Source organism: Colwellia sp. SU-HH01172 (genome assembly GCF_057553355.1).
Window position 1 is genome coordinate 654,283 of the sequence record NZ_BAAJMB010000001.1, and the last position, 19,304, is coordinate 673,586.

General features: G+C 41.0%; 19 protein-coding genes. All 19 read right to left on the bottom strand.

Annotation, left to right across the window (positions count from 1 at the left end; all coding sequences use genetic code 11):
- Window positions 1-29: 29 nt before the first annotated feature.
- Complete coding sequence (locus AC27JP_RS02915; RefSeq protein WP_487111941.1) at window positions 30-2,147, bottom strand: chemotaxis protein CheA; 2,118 nt, start codon at window positions 2,145-2,147, stop codon at window positions 30-32.
- A 13-nt stretch (window positions 2,148-2,160) separates the two neighbouring features.
- Window positions 2,161-2,904, bottom strand: coding sequence for a protein phosphatase CheZ (locus AC27JP_RS02920; protein WP_487111942.1), 744 nt, complete (start codon window positions 2,902-2,904; stop codon window positions 2,161-2,163).
- A 30-nt stretch (window positions 2,905-2,934) separates the two neighbouring features.
- Window positions 2,935-3,318, bottom strand: a complete 384-nt coding sequence (gene cheY / locus AC27JP_RS02925; protein ID WP_487111943.1) for a chemotaxis response regulator CheY — start codon at window positions 3,316-3,318, stop codon at window positions 2,935-2,937.
- Between the two features lie 51 nt (window positions 3,319-3,369).
- Window positions 3,370-4,083: an RNA polymerase sigma factor FliA gene (locus AC27JP_RS02930; RefSeq protein ID WP_487111944.1), complete on the bottom strand. Its 714-nt coding sequence runs from the start codon at window positions 4,081-4,083 to the stop codon at window positions 3,370-3,372.
- 22 nt (window positions 4,084-4,105) lie between these two features.
- Complete coding sequence (locus tag AC27JP_RS02935; protein WP_487111945.1) at window positions 4,106-4,948, bottom strand: MinD/ParA family protein; 843 nt, start codon at window positions 4,946-4,948, stop codon at window positions 4,106-4,108.
- Window positions 4,949-4,990: 42 nt separating this feature from the next.
- A complete protein-coding gene (gene flhF / locus AC27JP_RS02940; RefSeq protein ID WP_487111946.1) occupies window positions 4,991-6,544 on the bottom strand; it encodes a flagellar biosynthesis GTPase FlhF in 1,554 nt (517 codons plus the stop codon).
- Between the two features lie 46 nt (window positions 6,545-6,590).
- Window positions 6,591-8,693, bottom strand: a complete 2,103-nt coding sequence (gene flhA, locus AC27JP_RS02945; RefSeq protein ID WP_487111947.1) for a flagellar biosynthesis protein FlhA — start codon at window positions 8,691-8,693, stop codon at window positions 6,591-6,593.
- Window positions 8,694-8,838: 145 nt separating this feature from the next.
- Entirely contained in the window at window positions 8,839-9,969 is a 1,131-nt protein-coding gene (flhB, locus tag AC27JP_RS02950) for a flagellar biosynthesis protein FlhB (RefSeq protein WP_487111948.1), read from the bottom strand.
- Window positions 9,969-10,754: a flagellar biosynthetic protein FliR gene (gene fliR / locus AC27JP_RS02955; protein ID WP_487111949.1), complete on the bottom strand. Its 786-nt coding sequence runs from the start codon at window positions 10,752-10,754 to the stop codon at window positions 9,969-9,971. The genes flhB and fliR overlap by 1 nt, the downstream gene beginning before the upstream one ends.
- A gap of 1 nt (window position 10,755) precedes the next feature.
- A complete protein-coding gene (fliQ, locus tag AC27JP_RS02960) occupies window positions 10,756-11,025 on the bottom strand; it encodes a flagellar biosynthesis protein FliQ (protein ID WP_487111950.1) in 270 nt (89 codons plus the stop codon).
- Complete coding sequence (gene fliP, locus AC27JP_RS02965) at window positions 11,025-11,822, bottom strand: flagellar type III secretion system pore protein FliP (protein WP_487111951.1); 798 nt, start codon at window positions 11,820-11,822, stop codon at window positions 11,025-11,027. Before fliP ends, fliQ begins: the two co-directional genes overlap by 1 nt.
- Window positions 11,806-12,273: a flagellar biosynthetic protein FliO gene (gene fliO / locus AC27JP_RS02970; RefSeq protein WP_487111952.1), complete on the bottom strand. Its 468-nt coding sequence runs from the start codon at window positions 12,271-12,273 to the stop codon at window positions 11,806-11,808. The genes fliP and fliO overlap by 17 nt, the downstream gene beginning before the upstream one ends.
- Window positions 12,274-12,279: 6 nt before the next feature.
- Entirely contained in the window at window positions 12,280-12,672 is a 393-nt protein-coding gene (fliN, locus tag AC27JP_RS02975; RefSeq protein WP_487111953.1) for a flagellar motor switch protein FliN, read from the bottom strand.
- Between the two features lie 121 nt (window positions 12,673-12,793).
- Window positions 12,794-13,855 (bottom strand): flagellar motor switch protein FliM, encoded by a 1,062-nt coding sequence (gene fliM / locus AC27JP_RS02980; RefSeq protein WP_487111954.1) that lies wholly within the window; start codon window positions 13,853-13,855, stop codon window positions 12,794-12,796.
- 47 nt (window positions 13,856-13,902) lie between these two features.
- Window positions 13,903-14,442, bottom strand: a complete 540-nt coding sequence (fliL, locus tag AC27JP_RS02985) for a flagellar basal body-associated protein FliL (RefSeq protein ID WP_487111955.1) — start codon at window positions 14,440-14,442, stop codon at window positions 13,903-13,905.
- Window positions 14,443-14,521: 79 nt separating this feature from the next.
- A complete protein-coding gene (locus AC27JP_RS02990; RefSeq protein ID WP_487111956.1) occupies window positions 14,522-16,507 on the bottom strand; it encodes a flagellar hook-length control protein FliK in 1,986 nt (661 codons plus the stop codon).
- Between the two features lie 119 nt (window positions 16,508-16,626).
- Entirely contained in the window at window positions 16,627-17,061 is a 435-nt protein-coding gene (fliJ, locus tag AC27JP_RS02995) for a flagellar export protein FliJ (protein WP_487111957.1), read from the bottom strand.
- A gap of 15 nt (window positions 17,062-17,076) precedes the next feature.
- Complete coding sequence (gene fliI / locus AC27JP_RS03000) at window positions 17,077-18,441, bottom strand: flagellar protein export ATPase FliI (protein WP_487111958.1); 1,365 nt, start codon at window positions 18,439-18,441, stop codon at window positions 17,077-17,079.
- Between the two features lie 29 nt (window positions 18,442-18,470).
- The gene (gene fliH, locus AC27JP_RS03005; RefSeq protein WP_487111959.1) at window positions 18,471-19,268 is read right to left on the bottom strand and encodes a flagellar assembly protein FliH; all 798 of its coding nucleotides are present in this window, start codon (window positions 19,266-19,268) and stop codon (window positions 18,471-18,473) included.
- Window positions 19,269-19,304 lie beyond the last annotated feature (36 nt).

Below are 19,304 nucleotides of genomic sequence, written 5' to 3' on the forward strand. Positions count from 1 at the left end.
ACAATATCTTTCCTATCTTGAGCACGCGATTATGAATGTAACTTTTTATTCACTATCGATTTCTTCGCGTAATATTTCAACATATTAGGCACATCAACGATTAAAGCAATACCACCATCACTGGTAATAGTAGCGCCTGCCATACCCGGTGTACCATGTAATAACCTGTCTAATGGTTTGATAACCACTTCTTCCTGCCCAATCAAGCTATCGACAACAAAACCAATTTGTTGGTTACCTAATTGCACAATAACCACATGACCACGATCACGCGGCTTATCGACGTAATCTCTCACTAACCACTGATCTAAGTAAAATAATGGAATAGCTTTTTCTCGAACAATAATAGTTAATTGCCCATCAACAACATTGGTATTAGTTAAATCAAGATGGAAAATTTCATTAACCCCGGCCAATGGTAAGGCAAAGGTTTGCTTGCCAACAACTACCATTAAGGTCGGTAGAATAGCTAAAGTTAATGGCACTTTAATTTCAAGAACCGTACCGACACCCATCTCTGAGTCTATATTTACCGTGCCATTGAGTTGTGTAATTTTAGTTTTAACCACATCCATGCCCACACCACGGCCAGACACTTCAGAAATTTCTGTTTTAGTAGAAAATCCCGGTGCGAATATCAAACTAAACGCTTCTTTATCTGGCATGCGAGCGGCAGCATCAGCATCTAGCACACCGCGTTCTATGGCGATTTCTTTTAGTTTTTCAGCATTCATACCTGCGCCATCATCACGAATGGTCAATAGAATATGATCACCTTCTTGTGAGGCTGAAAGTACAACAACACCTTCACGCGGCTTACCTGCGGCTTCGCGTTTTGCTGGATCTTCAATACCGTGATCGACAGAATTTCGCACTAAATGCACTAATGGATCTGCCAATGCCTCAACAAGGTTTTTATCTAGATCGGTTTCTTCACCTTCTAGGATTAATTTGATTTCTTTATTCAAACTACGAGCTAAATCACGGACAACACGCGGGAAACGACCAAAAACTTTCTTAATTGGCTGCATGCGGGTTTTCATTACCGCACCTTGCAAATCCGTGGTGACCGCATCTAAATTTGATACCGCCTTTGTTAACTCTTCATCTTCTTTGGTCATACCTAAGCTGGTAAGACGATTTCGCACCAAGACTAACTCGCCGACCATATTCATAATTTGATCTAACCGTTTCGTATCAACACGAACCGTGGTTTCACCTTGAGAAGCGGCTGGTGCTGATTTTTTATCTGGTGTCGGTTTAGCTTTACTCGCGGCAGGTTTTGCTGGCGCTTTAGCCGCTACAGGAGCCGGCTTAGAGACAGCTTTAACAACAGGTTTAGTATTTTGTGTTGCTGGTGCAGGCGTTGGTGGTTTAGGTGCTTTGCCTTTGCCGTGCAATTCATCTAATAATGACTCAAACTCATCATCATTTATTTCATCAGAAGAGCTCGACGTGACGGTTTTACTTTCTGTCGTTGCAACGGCAGGTGAAAATGCGCCTTGCCCGTGTAATTCATCTAGCAGCGATTCAAACTCGTCATCTGAGATATCATCACTATTTACATTGGTTGCGACTGGTGCTTGAGTTTGAACAGGAGCGGCACTCGGAGAACCACCACCATGCAATTCATCAAGTAAGCGCTCAAATTCATCTTCCGTCATTTCATCATTGGAAGCACTAGCTGAACTTGTTTCAACAACGTCAGGTTCTGCAATAGGCTCAGGAGCTGCTTCCGCGACCGCCGTTTCTTCACCTTCTGGTTCAGATAAGCGATGTAACTCAGCTAACAATTCGGGATCGGCAGTGGTAAGAGGTTGTTGATTTTGTACTTGAGCAAACATTTCGTTAATGGTGTCAAGTGCTTGCAAAATAACATCCATTAATTCAGAGGTTACTGCGCGTTGATTATTTCTTAAGGTATCAAAAACATTCTCCGCACCGTGACAAGCATCAACCAGTTCGGTTAGTGACAGAAAACCGGCACCGCCTTTAACGGTATGAAAACCTCTAAAAATAGCATTTAATAAATCGGCATTATCAGGATCATTTTCAAGTTCAACTAATTGTTCCGACAAGCTCTCAAGTATTTCTCCAGCTTCGATTAAAAAATCCTGAAGAATTTCTTCATCTTGTTCAAATGACATCCAGTAACTCCTATTAAAAACCTAAACTTGATAATAAGTCATCAACGTCATCTTGATCCGAGACAACATCGGTACGATTTTCAGTATTAACAATTGGGCCTTCAACTAAATTTTCGCCGACTTTCGGCAAATGAGCAGTTTTTGCTTCTTCAGAGGAAATACCAAAAGCTGTTAACATATTAATCAAGCTTTCTTCAACTTCATGGACTAAATCAATAACTTTACGGATAACTTGGCCAGTAAGATCTTGGAAATCTTGCGCCATTAAAACGTCAGTCATTAAGCTGTGCATATGACCCGTCTCTTTTTCGGTGGTCTTTAGTAAGATATCGATATCTCGACATAAGGCTTTAAATTCGCCAACATCAAGGTCGTTATGCATAAGTTTTTGCCATAACGGATTTACCGTACTAATTTGCTGTTGAATAGTATCAACAACAGGAAAAATAGACTCTACAGCGTCCATGGTTTTATTTGCCGCTTCTTCAGTGCGACTAATCACAAAATTCAGCCTTTCTTTGGCATCAGGAATATCAGCCGTTGCAAGATCGTTCAAGCGGGTATCCACTTGAAAGTTATTCAAGGAATCATGTAACTGACGCGTAAGTTTGCCGATTTCAGCAAACAATTCAGAATTAATCGGATTTTGAATTTCTGCGATAAGTTCATTAGCTTTATCTTGTTGGTCAGATTCTAAATATTCAACCAATAACTTAGCTTGTTCCAATGAAACATTGACACTCGTATTAACAGTCATGTGACGCCCTTGCGTAGCAAATATTAATGATTAACCAAGACGTTCAAAAATTTTATCAAGCTTGGTATTTAAGGTTGCTGCCGTAAACGGTTTAACAATGTAACCATTAACGCCGGCTTGTGCCGCCATTACTATTTGTTCTTTCTTCGCTTCCGCCGTCACCATTAATACCGGAATATGAGACAATTTCGCATCTGCTCTTATTGCTTTAAGTAAATCAATCCCTTGCATACCCGGCATGTTCCAGTCAGTAACAACAAATTCGTAGTCACCTTCCTTTAACATAGGTAAGGCAGTACTACCGTCATCAGCTTCTGAAATATTAGTGAAACCTAAGTCACGTAACAAATTTTTGATTATTCGTCTCATCGTTGAAAAATCGTCAACAACAAGTACTTTCATATTTTTATCCAAGGCACCCTCCGGTGAGAACATTTAAAAATTCTAACAATACGTCTATTCTACTTAACTTTGCCATGATTGCATACGAGCTTTTAATCTATGCATCGCCTGGCTATGTATTTGGCTAACTCTTGACTCACTTACATCAAGTACTTGACCTATTTCCCTAAGGTTTAATTCTTCATCATAATATAGTGACAGTACTAAAGCTTCTCGCTCGGGTAAAGTAGAAATACATTCAGCTAAAGACTTTTTAAAAACACTATGTTCAATACTGGCGTATGGATCATCTTGACAGTGACTATCAGCCATATCAAGAGCGTCTTCACTTACACCTAAATCTTCAATGCCTAATATTTTACCTGAACTTACTTCATTAAGCATATGATGGTATTCATTTAGTGAAATTTCAAGTTTTTCAGACACTTCAGCATCTGTAACATCACGACCATATTCTGCTTCTAAGTTTTTAATGGCTTCGCTGATCATGCGGCTATTTTTATGAACCGAGCGCGGTACCCAGTCACCACGGCGAATTTCGTCTAGCATAGCACCACGAATTCGAATACCAGCAAAGGTTTCAAAACTAGCGCCTTTGCTATTATCAAAATTATTTGAAGCTTCAAGCAGTCCAATCATGCCAGATTGTATAAGGTCATCAACAATAACACTGGCGGGTAAACGGGCAAGTAAATGGTAGGCAATGCGCTTTACTAAAACAGTATGCTGTTCCAACAAAGCAGATTTATCAACACTATAAGCATGTAATTTTACCACTCTAACGCACTCGCTTTCCTGGTTAATGTTCTAATAATTGCTCGATAAAGAACTCTAAATGTCCCGAAGGCTGTTGAGGAACCGGCCAACTTATCAAATTTTTGGCAAGAGATTTAAAGCCGATTGAAGCAGGTGAGTCAGGAAATGCTTCAACAATTGCCTGTTGTTTGCGTACAGATTTACGAATATTTTCATCAAAGGGGATAACAGCGACAAGTTCAAGTGCTACATCTAAAAACCTATCGGTAACTTTTGAAAGCTTGGCAAATAACTGCTGACCTTCTTTTGGACTACGTACCATGTTGGCAACTACTTTAAACTTAAACAAACCGTGATCACGGCTTAATAATTTCATTAAAGCATAACAATCAGTAATTGAGGTTGGTTCATCACACACCACTAACAAGACGTCTTGTGAGGCGCGACAGAAGCTTAACACCATGTCGGAAATGCCAGCAGCGGTATCAACGATAAGGATATCAAATTTGGCATGCATATCACTAAAGGCACGAATAAGACCAGCATGTTCTGATGGCGTTAGATCAACCATAGATTGCGTGCCTGAGGTTGCCGGAATAATATTTATCCCGCCAGGGCCTTTAATAATAATGTCGTCGAGTTCACATTCACCCGATAAAACATGTGATAAGTTGCGTTGTACACGTAAGCCTAACATCACATCAACATTAGCAAGACCTAAATCAGCGTCGAGCACTAATACTCGTTTACCTAATTTTGCTAAAGAGATCGAGGTATTTAGTGACACGTTGGTTTTACCAACACCACCTTTACCACCAGAAACGGCTATGACTTTTATTTGTTGGGAATCTTGCATTTTTCTTAAGCCACTCGCTTGATCTATCATCTATGTAACTTCTCTATATAACTTCGCCGTCTGTCAAGACCGCTATACTGTGACTGCTGCTACCGGTGTTCGCCATGAAGCAGTTGAAGCAGGTTGAGTTTTCATTGCCATTCTATCTGCAAGCGTAACTAATTTTTCAGCATTTGCAACTTTAATATCTTCTGGAACTCTTTGTCCATCAGTAAGATAGCCAACAGCTAAGCCGTTTTGCAATGAGGTTGAGATAATTTCACCAACACTAAGGCTTTCATCGAGTTTAGTATAAATACAGCCTGCTAACGGTATACGTTTAAAACGCTCAACATTTTCTTGCATTACTCGCGGTTGAGTATTTGCAGATAAAACTAAGTAGTTACGAATTCTAACACGAGCATTAGCGATTAAGGTAGTTAAATGCTCGCTTAAACGCATATCTCTTTGCCCCATTCCCGCAGTATCGATCAAGATCAACTTTTTCTGCGAAAATTGCTGTAATAAGCTATCCAGTTCATTACCATCTTTGGCAAGTTTAACTTGGCAACCAATAATTCGACCATAAGTAGATAATTGCTCAAATCCGGCAATACGGTAACTATCGGTTGAAATCAATACCACTTGTTCAGCGCCATGCAGCTGAGCAAAGCGTGCGGCTAATTTAGCAATAGTAGTGGTTTTTCCTACACCAGTTGGCCCAACAAGAGAGACAACACCACCGCGTTGAATAATATCATTATTAGTGGTATTAAGTTGTTGCGAAATCACTTGCTTGGCTTGTTGCCATGCATCGTCTTCATGGGTGTTTGCAGGAATATAACCCGCCACCTGATCAGCAATTTGCTCACTTAATCCCATGGCCATTAATCGGTTAACCAATACCGCGCGCATCGGGTCTTTTTGTGCCATATCTTGCCACATTAATCCTGACATTTGATGCTCAAGTAATTGACGGATAGAAGACATTTCTTTTTGCATTTGTTCAAATTCAGCATTATTAACTTGTCGCTGATTTTGAGGCTGAGTAAAACTACTTGTTGACGTATTAGCAGCGTAATCATCAGTGGCAGGAGTGCTAAATTCTTTGCTTTGTTGCTGATTTGGCAAAGTGGAAACACTGTTAGGGCCATCATTGACACTTGATTGCTCTAAACGTGCGGTAAAGTCCTTAAATTGCTGCTCAATATCTTGCGGCTCTGCAGCCGTTTGTTTTTCTACCGGACGATTAAGCTGCGTTGATGAATTAGCAATTTGGCTATCAAATGCCGTCGTCGCTGGTGCTTTATCATAACCATTTTGCTGCACTTGACGATTTAACAATGCTGCTAAGCTATCTGCGGGTACTTCGGCTGTTTGCTCTGATGTTTGGCTATGGCTTGTCAACGCGACCGTGTCTTGAGTCACGTCAACTCGATTGCTCACCGAGGTATTCGCCTGGTCTTGGTTTTCAGTAGTCTCAGTTGTGGCTGGCTTGACACTTTGGTTGTAATCAACTGCCGCCATTAATTCGACACCTTCAGCAATTTTTTTATTTGACATAATAACTGCATCCGCACCTAACTCTTCTTTAATTTGTGCTAGTGCGCTTCTCATGTCTTTTGCTACATAACGTCTAATTTTCACCGCCAACCCCTTATATTTCAGTACAGCTTACTTTGAAGTATCTTTTTTACTGGCCGATAGCGCTAACAATTTTAATTTGCTTATCATCGGGTATTTCCTGATAAGAAATTACTCGTAATCCAGGAATGGTATATTTAACAAACTTAGCCAGCACAGAACGCAAAATACCTGACGTTAATAAAATTGGCGTATCACCAGCCATTTCTTGCTGTTGTGCCCCGTCGGTCAATGATTTCTGTAATCTTTCTGCTAAGCCTGGCTCTATACCCGCGCCATCGTCTCCAGCCATTTGCATTGACTGGTGCAACATCTGTTCCAACTCTGGTGACAAAGTTATGACAGGCACTTCAGCCGCAGGGCCAACAAGTTCTTGGACAATAAATTTACGCAGGGTAATTCGCACGGCAGCGGTTAACACTTCAGGGTCTTGGCTCTTAGGACCGTACTCTACTAAGGTCTGAGTGATGCTACGCATATCTCGAACAGCAACGCCTTCATTCATCAAGTTTTGTAATACTTTTACGATAGTGCCCAAAGATAAAACATCGGGGATCAAACCTTCAATCAGTTTAGGGTAACTCTTGGCAAGCATATCCAGTAAGTTTTGTACTTCTTCGTGACCAAGTAACTGCGAGGCATTGTTGGTCAAAATTTGGCTAAGATGAGTGGCCAATACCGTTGCAGCATCTACCACGGTATAACCCAAAGATTGTGCATGTTCACGCTGCTCTTGTTTGATCCAGACAGCATCTAAACCAAACGCGGGGTCTTGTGTGGCAATACCATCAAGTTTACCAAACACCTGTCCTGGATTTATCGCTAATTCATGGTCATGGCGAATTTCAGCTTCGCCAATCGTTACACCCATTAATGATATTTGGTAAGTGTTTGGGTCTAAATCTAAATTATCTCGAATGTGCACTGCTGGCACTAAAAAACCAAATTCTTGAGATAATTTTTTACGGACACCTTTAATGCGATTTAGCAGTTCACCACCTTGCGCTTTATCAACTAATGGGATCAAGCGATAACCAATTTCCAGGCCAATAATATCTACGTGATTGACATCATCCCAACCTAAATCTTTGACTTCTGCTTCTTGTTGTTGTGTTTCAACATCGGCTGCTTGAGATTGCTCTGCCATTTGTAAAGCTTTGGCGGCCTTATATTTAGCACCAAAAAACGCAATACCGGCGATCAATACCGCAAAAATCAAAAATGCCACGTGTGGCATGCCAGGTACAACCCCCATCACAAACATCACACCAGCGGCAATATACAATGACTTTTCTTGACCAAGCTGGCTGTTAACTTGATCGCCCATGTCTTGAGAGGTGTTTTGACGGGTTACCACGATGGCCGTGCCAACAGATAATAACAGCCCTGGAATTTGTGCAACTAAGCCATCACCAATGGTCAGTATGGTGTATATTTCTACCGCACTATCAAAGGTCAAGTCATGCTGCACCATGCCAATAATCAAGCCACCAATAATATTGATAAATAAAATTAAAATACCGGCAATGGCATCGCCTTTAACGAATTTACTAGCACCATCCATTGAACCGTAAAAATCGGCTTCACTGGTCACTTCAATACGTCGTTCTCGGGCTTGATCTGCGGTAATAAAACCAGCATTTAAATCGGCATCGATTGCCATTTGTTTACCAGGCATGGCATCTAAGGTAAATCGTGCAGTTACTTCAGCAATACGTCCTGCACCTTTAGTGACAACAACAAAATTAATAATAATTAAAATGGCGAAAACCACTAAGCCAACGGCATAATTACCGCCAATAACCACAGAGCCAAAAGCCTCAATAACCTGTCCCGCAGCCTCGGGGCCTTTATGGCCTTCTAGTAACACGACCCGGGTACTCGCCACATTAAGCGCTAAACGTAAGATAGTAGCAATTAGTAAAACGGCTGGAAAAGAACCAAATTCAAGCGGCTTAAGGGTATAAACCGTGATAAGTAACACTACTAATGACAAGGCGATATTAAAAGAAAATAGAATATCGAGTAAAAACGCCGGCATTGGTAAAATTACCATACCGAGTGCTGCCATCACTAGAAATGGCGTACCTAAGCCGGAAAAGACCTTGAATTTTTGTTTTTTTAAATGGTTAAATGTCGCTGCTAATTGCATGAGCTCTAATGATAGTATTTTGACAGATGATACGAAAAAGCAATTATCAGACCAGCTCAAAGTTATACAAGTTCAATCGCACAAATTTCATACAATCATCGATATTATATTTAGCTTTTGATATGCAAAATTTCGATTTTAAGCGCTAATAACGAAAATCATCAGGAATAGGTAAGCTTTTCGCAACTGGTTTTGGCCTTCTCGCTTTGCCTTTTTTGTGAGCATTAAGCTGAAAAATAAAGGCAAGTATTTGTGCTACCGCCGCAAATAACTGTTCTGGAATTTCTTCATTTGGCTCGGCGGTATAATATAATGAGCGGGCAAGCGCAGGCGACGCGATAATTTCAATATTATGTTCTTTGGCAATGGTACGAATATGCAACGCCATTTCATCAATACCTTTAGCAACTAACACGGGTGCCCCGCCTACTTCAGCATCATATTTAAGTGCCACGGAATAATGGGTTGGATTGGTAATCACCACATCTGAATTAGGAATTTCTTGCATCATACGTCGTTGTGACATTTCATACTGTACCCGCCTAACCCGACCTTTGGTTTCAGGGCTTCCTTCAGAATTTTTCATTTCATCTTTAATTTCTTGCTTAGACATTTTCAGTTGTCGATTATGATTCCACACTTGATAAGGCGCATCGATAATAACAATTATACCGATAGACAATGCAAGTGCTAAAAACATCCATAGCAAAAGTGAAACGGCATGAGAAAAATTATGGGGAATATTTTCGGTACTTAAATTAATAATTTGCCCAAACAAGGTACTCAGTAATAAATAAGCCGAAATAAATACCACAAAAAATTTTAAGATAGACTTAATCAGCTCAACATAAGCTTGCACACCAAACATGCGTTTAAATCCGGCCAGTGGTGATAGTTTGCTGGCTTTTGGCGCCATCGCTTCCCAGGAGAAACTCATACCACCGAGTAATATATTGCCAACAAAAGCAGCAAAAACAATAATGATATGGATCCAAAGAAATGGCACCATAATTGATGAGACACTGTCACTAACAACTTGAAATAGCGCATGAACGTCCATAGTTTCCCGGCGATTCAAACTAAACATCCGCTTCATCATTCTTGACATTTCAGCAACCAGCGAATTTCCCATCAACAGCAAAGCCGCGGCACTGCCAACTAAAACAAACATGGTACCTAAGTCTTTCGAACGCGCTATTTGACCTTTTTTTCTGGCCTCGGAAAGCTTTTTCGCCGTCGGTTCTTCGGTTTTTTCACCACTATCTGATTCAGCCATTACGGAGCAGCTCCACAGTCAATCAAATAACAACTAAAATCTAACGCTCGTTGCCACTGCATAACAAAATGATTATAAAAATTGCCCATAGTTAGCCACATAATTAGCAAGCCAGCACACATAGTAATAGGAAAGCCAATGGCAAAAATATTTAACTGAGGTGCTGCTCGAGTCATGATACCAAATGAAAAGTTAATCAGTAACATTGCCGTTAATGGTGCTATTGCAAGCGATAATGCCGTGGCGAACATCCAACTACCCCACTCAGCAATTTCTTTGAACTTAACGCTTGAAAACTCTGTTGCCGGTATCGGAATGGTATCAAAGCTGGCAACAACAAATTGCAAATAGGCAAGATGTCCATCCATCGCCCAAAATAGCAACGAAGATAAAATCAAAAAGAACTGGCCCACTGCGGGAACATTAGTACCACTAGCAGGATCAACTAATGACGCAAAACCTAAACCGGTTTGCATGGCTATAATTTGTCCGGCCAAAGTAAATGTATTCACCACCATAACAGTGACAAAACCTAGCATTATACCGATCACCATTTGCTCACCAATGAGCAAAGCAGTGGCGAAAGAAAACATATTACCGACTTTAGCTGGCGGCAAAGCAGGCATCACAGCAACGGTAACGGCAAGACAAAAAAACAGTTTAACCCGACCAGGTATTGATTTAGCACCAAGGCCTATCATAGCCATCACCATGGCAGAAATACGGGTGAGTGGCAGCAAAAAATCAGCCATCGACTGATTAATAACTGACTCGGTAAACTCCATGCTAGCTGACCACGCTAGGAATACTACCAATCAAACGAATGGTATAATCCATCAGTTTTTGTACTAACCAATGCCCCCCTAAAATTAGTGCTAATAAGGTCACAATGAGTCGTGGTAAGAAACTTAAGGTTTGTTCATTTATCGAGGTGGCTGCTTGAAACACCGCAACAATTAAGCCCACAATAAGGCTGGGAACTATGACGGCACTCACCAGCACAATCACTAAAAACAAGGCGTCTCTTAGAATATCAACAAAGACTTCAGGACCCATTACACGGCTCCCATACCATAGCTGGTAGCAATAGTACCTATCACTAGATTCCAACCATCAATCAGCACAAATAACATTAATTTAAACGGCAATGAAACTATCATCGGGGATAGCATCATCATCCCCATGGCCATCAAGATACTCGCTACTACTAAGTCAATAATCAAAAATGGAATAAATAGCATAAAGCCAATTTGAAAAGCGGTTTTTAGTTCACTAATCACAAATGCCGGGATAATCACTGTCATTGGTAAATCTGTTGGCTGATCAACTTGCTCAATGCCCGCCATGCTCGCCAAGGTATCTAAATCTTTTATTCGAGTTTGCTCTAACATAAATGCACGCAGGGGCACTTTTGCCTTATCAATCGCTTCAACTGAGGTTAATTGCTCTTGCAAATAGGGTTGAATGGCTCGATCGTTTATTTCGTTATAAACTGGCGTCATAATGAACAAAGTCATAAACAAAGTAATACCAATAATCACCTGATTTGATGGTGTTTGTTGCAAACCAAATGCTTGCCGTAATATAGCCATAACTACAACGATACGGGTAAACGATGTCATCATAATAACCGCAGCCGGAATAAAGCTCAGCGCGGTCATGAAAATTAAAATTTGTAGTGTTACAGAATATTCTTGTGAGCCGTCAGGATTAGTAGTTAGCTTTAATGCCGATAATGATAAATCATCGGCTGCCAAACTATAATTACTGAGCAATAAAAACGACAAAATCGTAACCACTAAAGTTACGATTTTTTTCGACGATAATAATGAATTTTTATTCTTGTTTATCATTTTGTTGCTCATAGTTTTTTACAGACTTTTGTTGCAGGAATTTTGCGATAGATTGGGCAAAGTCTAGCGACTTTTCTTGGCCATTGACTATTGGTTTGTCGAGTGTTTCTAATAAAGTAATTTGTTGCGCGGTAACGCCTAGCAATAATTGCTTATCGCCACTTTGCACAACCACTAATTTCTCTTTCGCGCCAAGGTGTAAACTGGTCACAACTTTAAGGCCGCTAAGGTTGTGCTGAACTCCCTGAAAACGTTTTAAAATAATCGCGCTAATGACAATCACCACTAAAACCATCACTAACGATAAGATCATGCTCATGGCATCCATATTCGCCGTTACATGTTTACCAACTTCAACTGGCTGAACCACTTCAGCATCAAGCACTTCTGCCGCATTAGCATATGCTAAATTCACAAACCATAAGCTAATGAGTATCAGTAATTTTTTCATTTTCGGTTATTTTAACTTTTTAATACGTTCTACTTGGCTAATAACGTCAGTTAAACGAATACCAAATTTGTCATTAACCACCACCACTTCACCATGGGCAATTAAGGTTCCATTCACTAAAACGTCAAGCGCTTCACCAGCAACTCGGTCAAGTTCTACCACTGAGCCTTGATTCAACTGCAATAAATTACGAATGCTAATGTTACTACGACCAACTTCCATTGAGATAGTGACCGGGATATCAAGAATCGCATCTAACTTGCGCTTTTCTTCGCCAGTGATCGGTTCATTATCTTCTTGTAGGTCTTCCAATTCGACAGTTTCGGCTGCTTCAGCGGCGGCTTGTTCGTCCATCGCTTCATCCCACATGCCTAAATCATCTTCGTTTTCTGTGCTCATGCTTTTCTGCCTCAATTTTCAAATCAGTAACGTCAAATTAACCACATTACTCAGTATTTTTTTGCTCTATGTTCAACTATGCGATTTTTACACCACATTGATTCATTTTTATAAGCTCGCTTTATAAATCATCTTCTAATAGATGAAGTTCAGCGTCGCTGTCTAAGCGTTTGCCGCCTTTAGTCAATATGGTCAATTCTGACTTCACTGACTCAGGGCGTTTAATTTTTGACTCTATTTTCAACGCTAAATTGTCTCGGCTACGACCTAACTTAGCTCTAAACGATGGTAAGTTTTCAATCAGTACTGTTATATGATCAGGCATTTCAATCGGAATAATATCGCCAGCTTTAAAATCCATGATTTGCTGTAAAGGTAAATCAACCTCTAAGAATTTAGTCGATAGTTCTACCGGTACATCCATGATTTCATCACGCAATGCTTTCGACCAGCGCATGTCAGTATCTTCTTTGTCACTTTGTACACCGGCATCTAACAACTCGCGAATAGGCTCCAGCATCGAGTAAGGTAGCGCCACATGGAAATCACCACCACCACCATCTAATTCAATATGAAAAGAACTGATAACCACCACTTCTGTAGGGCTGACAATATTTGCCATGGACGGGTTCACTTCAGAATCAAGGTACTCAAATGATACATCCATCACCGGCGACCAAGCTTCTTTATAATCTTCAAAGATAATTTTTAGCAGCATTTGAACAATGCGGCGTTCCGTTGGGGTAAACTCGCGACCTTCAATTTTGGCGTGATAACGACCATCGCCACCAAAAAAGTTATCAACTAGAATAAAGACTAGCCGTGCTTCCATGGTAATTAATGCAGTGCCTTTTAGTGGTCTAAAACGCACCATATTCAAGCTAGTTGGTACGAACAAGGTATGTACGTACTCACCAAACTTAATCATTTGAATACCATTAATCGACACTTCTGCCGTACGACGCATCATGTTAAAAAGACTAATACGCATATGACGTGCGAAACGCTCGTTAACCATTTCCAGTGTCGGCATTCGACCACGAACGATACGATCCTGTGAAGAAAAGTCATAGTCGGAAGTACCTTCTGCTTGGGAGAAGTCTTCTTCTACTTCCTCTTCTTCAACATCATCAACACCATGCAATAGCGCATCAATTTCGTCTTGGGATAATAAGTCACTCACTCGATAGTCTCTTTATCTAAATTAACATGTAGGTATGCAACTATTATTTATTGCATTACAAAGCCAGTAAATAACACTTTTTCAACAACCTTGCTGCCTTCCACTTCTTTCATAATTTTATGTACTTCTGCCAACGACTTTTGCTTTAACGATGTTTTACCAGCACTGGTGGCTAAATCATCGGCATTTGACTGTGAAAACACTGCCAATAAGGTGCTTTCAATAAGCGGCACATGTTTTTTAGCTGCTTCTTCATTGTCGGCGCCACGTACAAGCAACTGTACACGAATTTCAACAAATCGATCGCGGGCAGCGCCAGGTACATTAAAACGAAATGGCCTTGGCATAGGAACATATAAGGCAGAGCCAGTTTCAGCACTTGCCTCTGTCGCCACTTCCATTTGCTCATCAGACGTTGAATCTAGCGCGGCATCAATTTCAGCTTGCGTTACTTCCTCTTCACCACCCATCATAAAAAATGCAGCGGCCCCGCCACCTATGGCTAGAATAGCGACAATTGTGATAATAATAATGAGCTTCTTTTTCTTACCAGAATTATCTAATTCAAGTTCATTTTCATCTGCCATGGTTTCTACCTTGAAAAATTTTTATATTAATAATTGAACTATATCCTCGAATAGCGATGAATCCAACGAGTTTCGTCATTTATGCGTAGTAATCAACACCAGTTGACGAAGCTTTAACCACATTTTGACCATGCCGTTGATTTTCATCAAGCTCTTGCTCTGCGTTATTGTTTCCAGATTGACTTCCTGCTTCTCCAGAAGCAGATTGTGACTGCTCTCCTGGCTGGCGCTGCTCAATATTGGCATCACCAACATCGACGCCATTTTCTGCTAACATATCTCGCAGTTTGCCCATATTCTGCTCTAATGCTTCTTTTGCCTGTTGGTTTTGTACAACAAATTGCACTGCGGCTTGTTCATTCTGCAAATTAACTCGCACATGAACATTACCCATTTCTGGCGGATCAAGCTGTATTTCGACTTGTTGAATTTTTTGATTAATCATCACCATGACTTTATCTTTCACGGCATCTGCGAAATCCTTGCGATAAATTGCAATAGTTTCCGTATTAAGTGTGGTAATTGATTTTTGAGATTGCACCGTGTTGCTCGTTAGCTTACTCATCACACTTTCAAAGCTTTGCTCTTGTTGCATCGCTATTTCAGCGGCATTCATCGCGGGACGATTAGCCTGCGCTTCAATGGTTTGGTTGACCATTGATGCTGCACGTTCCGAAACAATTGCAGGCTTTTCAGTACTCATCTTGCTTTCTTCTTCAGCTTGCCCTGTTTTAGCCGCTAAACTGTCATCGGTGCTCGCACTATTGTTACCATTAAACGCCGCAGGATTCGCTTGCTCTTTTGTTGTTGCCGTTACAACACTGGCAGTGCTTTGATTTATTGCTCGTTGCTGACGTACATCACTTACTGATTCATTATTTTCAGAAGATTGCTTTAGTGATGACTGTGAAGGTGTTTGGTTAGCCATTTGCGCATCTTTTTCTGCGCTGACGCTTACCTGTGCTTTACTTTCTATACTTGTAGACTTTTGATTCTCAGACTGCCCTTTACTAGCTACGAATTGACGCTCAGACGATTCATTTTTGCTAGAGGGTTCTTGCTCTTCCTCGCCAGCATTCCCTTGTTCAGATTTTATTTCCGCTTGGGCCCGCGCATCATTTGGCAATTTATCCAACTCAACATTAACTTTCTTACTTGCTTCATTACTTGTGAGATTGACCACCCTATTACTTTCAGGACTCTGAGCTTGCTCCTTGGCAATTTGCTCAGCTTTATTCTGTTCGGCTAAATCAATTGGCTTAGCAACAGCATCAACTGACTTAGCAGCAGCGCGATTATTTTCAGTATTGGCCTGCGGCTCCAGCTTAATGCCTTCTGAATTTTTTTGGCTAACTTGCTCCTGCTCCTTGGCACCCGCACTAGCATTATCTGACTTTAATAACGGCTCAGATGTTAATGCTTGTTCTTTCGTCAGTTTTTGCTGAGCCTGCTCTTTGTTAACATCATGTTGCGCCTCTTCACCATCAACTTTGCTTAATAATTTTTGCGCACCATTTAACATGTTTAATAAATCAACCGCATCATCATGACTTGATTCTGTCGGCTGTTGTTCAGTACTGCCAGCATCCAGCGCTGACAAAGTATTGGCGGGTGCAGTTCCCTTAGCGATATGACTATCCGCTTGGTTTGTATTAGTTTGACTGTTTTTTTCTGCAGTCAAGCTAATTACAGGTAAGATATGGACATCGCCGCCACCTTTACCATTTTCTATGTCATCAACTGCCGGTTCAATTGGTACTGGTAAAGTATGCTCATCGCCTTTTTTTTTGCCGATGACACCAATTTTTTCTTTATCTGTCGTATCTTTTTTCGGATCAAGTATCGGCTGTGGCTCTGCCGGCTCGTTTTTAGAGCGAGGTTCACTATTGCCGCTGGCTTTGACATTTTCATTAGAAGACGACGCTTTTTGGTCTTGGCTATGGCGTTCAACAATATCAGAAAAAGAGCTTTCCGTTGTTTTTCTATCAATTGCCTTTTCGGAACCATTTCCTTTTATATCAGCACCTTGGCTAGTTCCAACAGAGAGTAAGTTTAACGAAGACATAACCAACCTTTTTCAAAATTTATTATTGATAAGCCACTTGGCTTACCACTGCATAGTTAAATCAAGCAAATTTTATTCCACTATCTTAAGTTAAAATTCCTATCGCTAAATATAGGTTATTAACGATTACGTCGAACAAATTGCTGGGTGGCGATTTCATCAAACATTTTTTGTTCTTGTTTGTTGGCAGCAAGTTGCAGCGCTGCAAGCTTTTTATCACGTAACAACTCAACCGCCTGGATCTTTTTACGCTGCTCTAACCATTGCTTTTTTCGTGTATCAACTAACGCTTTAGCTTGATGAGCTGCAACTTTTACTTGCTGTGCGGCATTATCCAACTTAGCAATAAAGGCATGAAAGTGACTATAGGTCGCACTGTCAATACCTTCCTGAGAGCGTTGATTGAGTCGACGCATATATTCGAGACGGTAATCACTAACGCTTTTTAGTCGTTCTTTATTTTGCTGATAGTCTAGCTCTGCGGCTTGTAGCGCTTGCGCTGCTTTTTGTTCTTTATCAAGTTCAAATTTATACAAGGTATTTAACTGCTTCATTATTAAAATTCCTTGTTATTGTGCTGGTTGATTTTTTTGTGCGTGAGCTTGTGCAGCGGCCAAAATTTCCTGCAATTGCGCTAAGCTTTGATCGTAAGGGATCACTTCTAACATTTTCTGTTGTAAGAAAAATTGGAGCACTGGTTGTAAATCTATCGCCTGATCAATACGCGGGTCAGTGCCTCGGCTATAAGCACCAATAGAAATTAGATCTTTATTTTCTTGATATAGAGAATAAACCTGTCGTAGTTGCCTTGAAAGCTGTTGATGCTCTTCACTAGTTACCATTGGCATCACACGACTGATTGAACCTTCAATATCAACAGCTGGATAATGGCCAGCATCAGCCAAATTCCGTGATAAAACAATATGACCATCTAAAATAGCTCGCGCAGCATCGGCAATGGGATCTTGTAAATCATCGCCTTCGGTTAATACAGTAAAGAAGGCGGTAATTGAACCTTGACCATCTCCACCATTACCCGCTCGCTCAACTAATTGCGGTAACTTAGAAAATACTGAAGGTGGATAGCCCTTTGTTGCGGGGGGCTCACCAACGGCAAGTGCTATTTCACGTTGCGCTTGGGCATAACGAGTAATTGAGTCAATAAGCAAGAGTACATTTAACCCTTGGTCGCGAAAGTATTCACTAATTTGTACCGCTGTTTCACAACCTTTCAAGCGCATCAATGGTGAATTATCTGCAGGAGCGGCAATAACCACTGACCGTTTACGTCCTTCTTCACCTAAAATTTCTTCAATAAATTCTTTAACTTCTCGGCCACGCTCACCAACTAACCCCACCACAATTACATCAGCCGTTGTACCTCTGGTCATCATGCCAAGTAAAACACTTTTACCAACACCTGAGCCAGCAAAAAGCCCCATACGTTGGCCAATTCCTACCGTTAGGAAACTGTTAATTGAGCGCACGCCAACATCTAATGGTTCAGTGATGGCACGACGTGAAAGTGGATTAATAGGCTTACTGTCATATTGATAACTTTCAGTAGCCTTGATTGGTCCTTTACCATCAAGAGGCTTGCCAACACCGTCAACCACACGACCTAGTAAATCCATTGATAACGGCAAGCGAACTTTCGTTGACAACGGCACAACGCGTGCACCTGGCAGCACCCCTTGAAGACTTTGCTCGGGCATTAGAAAGGTGATGTCTTGTGCAAAACCGACCACTTCAGCAATTAGATCACCGTGGGCCGTTTCAACCAAACATTGACTACCGACATGTGCTTTAACGCCTACCGCTTCAAGCGTTAGCCCAACAACACGCACTAAGCGACCCGCCACGGAAATTCGGTGGGGATGGATATGCTGTTCGCAGCTTTTTAAACGCTCGGTAATGCGGTTTATATCAACCATAGAAAGTTTTTGACGCTTTTAGTAGAAATTTATTGATGCAAAGCTTCTTGCAAAAAAGATTCCAACACCTCGTTCAAGCGAGATTTAATATTGAGATCTATATTAGAAGTGCTATTTTCAATTTGACAGCTACCCACGGGTAATTGCGGCGCCGCTAATAAGCGCCAGCCTTGCTCTTGAATATGTCCAGCACCAAATTGCTGCTCAACCAATTTTATGTCTTGCGGGTTAAGTAAGATTTGTATTTGTGACTCTTGTCCGGGAAGCGCTTTGATACCTTCGCCGATTGCCGATAATAAAATGTCGGGGTTAGTTTTTGCTTCGTGCTTAGTCACCGCTTCCGTTAATTGCACCACAAGTTGCAATAATTGCGCTTCAACATTTTTTTCAACATTTGCTAATGGCTGGTGTAGTTGTTCTAACAAGGTTTGCATGGCAGCAATTTGCTGCTCGCTGGTTTCTCGACCTTCCGCTAAACCATTATTGACACCTTCTTCATGTCCTGCAGAGAGCCCCTCTTGATGACCAGCTTCTTTACCTTCATCAAAACCTTTAGCAAAGCCGTCTTCTTTACCTTGGTTAAAACCCTCATCATAAGCCGCTTGTCGAATTTCTTCGATTTCTTCCGCCGTTAATGGCACCGGCTCTGCTATTTCGCTTTCTTCGGGTGGTTCATAACGCCAGCGACGAGACTTACCCATCGCATTAGTTTTACCGTCATCTTCCTCTACAGCGCTAGATTCAACATCAGGCAATGACCATTTATCAAGATTATCAATCTCTTCAGTGGTCATTGAGATATTATTATTTGGGTGCAGTTGTTTCATGATAAAAGCTTCATAAATAATGCCTTATTTTATTCG

Bases quoted from the DNA above. Each gene is read 5' to 3' on its own strand.
- AC27JP_RS02915 (WP_487111941.1), bottom strand. From the start codon at position 2,147: ATGTCATTTGAACAAGATGAAGAAATTCTTCAGGATTTTTTAATCGAA.
- AC27JP_RS02920 (WP_487111942.1), bottom strand. From the start codon at position 2,904: ATGACTGTTAATACGAGTGTCAATGTTTCATTGGAACAAGCTAAGTTA.
- AC27JP_RS02935 (WP_487111945.1), bottom strand. From the start codon at position 4,948: ATGATAGATCAAGCGAGTGGCTTAAGAAAAATGCAAGATTCCCAACAA.
- flhA (WP_487111947.1), bottom strand. From the start codon at position 8,693: ATGCAATTAGCAGCGACATTTAACCATTTAAAAAAACAAAAATTCAAG.
- flhB (WP_487111948.1), bottom strand. From the start codon at position 9,969: ATGGCTGAATCAGATAGTGGTGAAAAAACCGAAGAACCGACGGCGAAA.
- fliR (WP_487111949.1), bottom strand. From the start codon at position 10,754: ATGGAGTTTACCGAGTCAGTTATTAATCAGTCGATGGCTGATTTTTTG.
- fliQ (WP_487111950.1), bottom strand. From the start codon at position 11,025: ATGGGTCCTGAAGTCTTTGTTGATATTCTAAGAGACGCCTTGTTTTTA.
- fliP (WP_487111951.1), bottom strand. From the start codon at position 11,822: ATGATAAACAAGAATAAAAATTCATTATTATCGTCGAAAAAAATCGTA.
- fliO (WP_487111952.1), bottom strand. From the start codon at position 12,273: ATGAAAAAATTACTGATACTCATTAGCTTATGGTTTGTGAATTTAGCA.
- fliN (WP_487111953.1), bottom strand. From the start codon at position 12,672: ATGAGCACAGAAAACGAAGATGATTTAGGCATGTGGGATGAAGCGATG.
- fliL (WP_487111955.1), bottom strand. From the start codon at position 14,442: ATGGCAGATGAAAATGAACTTGAATTAGATAATTCTGGTAAGAAAAAG.
- AC27JP_RS02990 (WP_487111956.1), bottom strand. From the start codon at position 16,507: ATGTCTTCGTTAAACTTACTCTCTGTTGGAACTAGCCAAGGTGCTGAT.
- fliJ (WP_487111957.1), bottom strand. From the start codon at position 17,061: ATGAAGCAGTTAAATACCTTGTATAAATTTGAACTTGATAAAGAACAA.
- fliI (WP_487111958.1), bottom strand. From the start codon at position 18,441: ATGGTTGATATAAACCGCATTACCGAGCGTTTAAAAAGCTGCGAACAG.
- fliH (WP_487111959.1), bottom strand. From the start codon at position 19,268: ATGAAACAACTGCACCCAAATAATAATATCTCAATGACCACTGAAGAG.